Below are 2,805 nucleotides of genomic sequence, written 5' to 3'. Positions count from 1 at the left end.
AATAAAAAATGCTCAAGATTACCACTTCAAAGAAGTATCGAACGCAGTTTAAAAAGCAAGCCTCACAAGATCAAGACCTGATTGATGAAGTAGTTTTTAAAATTGCAAATGGCGAAACCTTAGAACAAAATCTTTGTGATCACGCATTAAAAGGCAAATATTCGCAGTATCGAGAATGCCACGTAAAGCCTGATTTATTACTAATATATCAAATAATTGACGATGTATTAGAACTTTACTTAATGCAAGTCGGCAGCCATAGCGAGCTTTTTAGCAAATAAAATGAGCCAAATTTCAAGTATAAATTTCAAAAAATCATTTGCAATTAATGCCGAACATAACGATCGCACACTTCCGCCAAGCTATCTAATTGACAACGAAAAAGGGGCGGAATGTGACCGCGATGCGGAGCAAGCAAGAGAGCTAAAAGAGCAAATCATAACCCGAGCCAAAGAAGCCTACACGAGCCGCACGGGGCAAAGATTTCAAGCTAAAACTTACGAGTGGAGCGCGGTTTGCAATATAAAACCAGATACCACGATGGAGGACTTAAAGCGGCTAGCCCAGCATTTTAGCGACGAATACGGCTTTCAGTGCTACCAAATCGCGATACACAGGGACGAGGGGCATATCGACGAGGACGGCAAAAAGCAAATCAACCATCACGCCCATTTAGAATTTATAACTCTTGACAAGACTGGCATAAACCGCCAAAGAGAACTTACGCCGCAAAAACTTAGAGAGCTACAATCCGAGGTATCTCAAATTTTGCAAATGCAAAGGGGCGAGGATAAGCGAAAAAGCGGCAGACAGCGCACCGAGCCTAGAGAATACGCCAAACAAAAAGAAACCGAAAAAAAAACCACAAAACAAGCAATCAACGATTTAAATAAAAAAATAAGAGAAATTGAGAAACAGCAAAGAGAAGCACTTAAAGAAGCAGATAATGCCTTTCAAACTGAACGAAAAAGAATGATCGAAGCAAATAATGCTTTGGTTGAGATGGGATTGCCAAAACTATACGAAAAAGATCAATATACAGATCTAGGCAAATGGCGAGATCTAGCAAAGGCAAAAATTCAAGAATGCAACCAAGCTCAGATTTTAGAACTTAAAAAACAACTTGAGCAAGAGCAAAGAGCTCACGAAGCAACAAAAAAAGACTATAAAGATTTTAAAAGGGAGCGAAATGAACAAATCCTAAAAATTACCAAAGAAATGATGATTTCCACCGAAAATTTTAAAACCTATGATGACTATGATTACGGGATTTTAAAAGCTATTGATAATTTAAAACGTGAAAACGATATGCTTAAAACGCAAAATAAAGCCCTACAAGAGCAAAACGACATCAAAGACAAGGAAATTATCAAATTAAAACAAGAAAATGCAACAGCGGTCAAATTTGACGACTTAAAAGCATATTTCAGTTTAATCAACTATCGTGGCTCTTTTGAAAATGAAAAACCAAACACAATTTCAGGCGATTTTAGTGGAAAAGATAGAGAAATAGACGCTAAATACTCTCAATTGCCGCTTTTTGATGAATTTATTAAGCCAAATGTGTTGTTGGCAAAAAAAGCGCATTTAGAAATTATGCAAGAAAAAGAAAAAGAGAGACAAAAGGCAGTATCTCAAAAAATAATTAAGAAAGATACTGGCAGAAGCTTTTAAAAAGACCTTTATCATCTCCCCAATAATTGCTAAAGCTTTGCGGAGCGTAGCGACTATGCAAAGCGTAAAGCTCGCGGACGAAAATTGCGTTAGCAATTTGAGCTCTGCTGAAGCGTCCGAATTTTTAGTCAGATTTTTTCAAAAAAGTGGTCGATTTTTTTTCGCGCGCGCCTTTTAACATCTTTTTAAAAACCTTTTCTTATCTTTTAGGTATTCGCTAGAGCCGATGGCGTCGAGCTTGGCAAGGGGTATAAGGGGATAGATTTTCCGCGATAAGGGGATAGATTTTCCGCTGATAAATAAGGACATAATAAAATACTTTATCCCCTTATGGGGATTATTGTTTGACATTTATCCCCTTATTGTGATACAATGCCGAAAAGGCTACAAATGAACGAAGTCGTAAAATACTCAAACGAACTACACGAGCTAAAATTTAACTCGATGAACGAGGCGCAGCAAAACGTATTCTTTACCCTTTTGCAGCAGTTTAGAAAGGCTAGCGGCGACACGCTAGAGCTTGATTTTAACAATGTTTTCGAGCTAGCGCAGATAGCTAATAGCAGCAGCTACCGCAAAGAGATTTTAGACAAAATAGGCAAGCTTCAAGAGTTTAAATTTCGATATGAAATTAACGAACTAGGCGACCTAAGACAAGACGTCATTTTTCCAAGTATAGAAACCGATAGTAAAAACAAGGTCTTGAGAATTAGAGTATCGCAAGGCTTTAAAGAACGCTATATTTCAAGCCCTCTTAAAGGCTGGACTAGATACGAACTAGCGGAGTTTGTAAATCTTAGTGGCACATACACAAAAACAATCTACCGCTATTTAAAACAATATCGCCAAACTGGACGCTGGTGCATTCGATACGATGATTTTAAAGAGCTTTTGGGTATTCCAGAAAGCTACCGCGCCAGAGATATTGACAAGCAAATTTTACAACCAGCCCTAAAAGACCTATCGGCAGAACGAAACCTTTTTGATATGCGCCGCACACCTTTTCAAAAACTATCAGTCCGAAAATTTAAAAAAGGGCGAGAGATTGAAACGCTAGAATTTACTTTTATGCCGCAGCCCGTTTCAGAGCTTGAAAAGGACGAGAAAGAGAACGAAAGAAATCTAGCAACT

3 protein-coding genes are annotated in these 2,805 nt (G+C 38.1%); all 3 read left to right on the top strand.

The window, feature by feature from the left end; translation table 11 throughout:
- Positions 1-8 precede the first annotated feature (8 nt).
- Positions 9-281, top strand: coding sequence for a type II toxin-antitoxin system YafQ family toxin (locus Q0236_RS12800; protein ID WP_194172417.1), 273 nt, complete (start codon positions 9-11; stop codon positions 279-281).
- Position 282: 1 nt separating this feature from the next.
- Positions 283-1,674, top strand: coding sequence for a mobilization protein (locus tag Q0236_RS12795; protein WP_297918815.1), 1,392 nt, complete (start codon positions 283-285; stop codon positions 1,672-1,674).
- 390 nt (positions 1,675-2,064) lie between these two features.
- The coding region (locus tag Q0236_RS12790) for a replication initiation protein (RefSeq protein WP_297918812.1) at positions 2,065-2,805 on the top strand (741 nt) is incomplete at its 3' end.

Source organism: uncultured Campylobacter sp. (genome assembly GCF_938031315.1).
In the GTDB taxonomy this organism is placed as follows: Bacteria; Campylobacterota; Campylobacteria; order Campylobacterales; family Campylobacteraceae; genus Campylobacter_B.
Note: the sequence above shows the minus strand (reverse complement) of the source record. Positions and strands in the feature narration are given on the sequence as shown.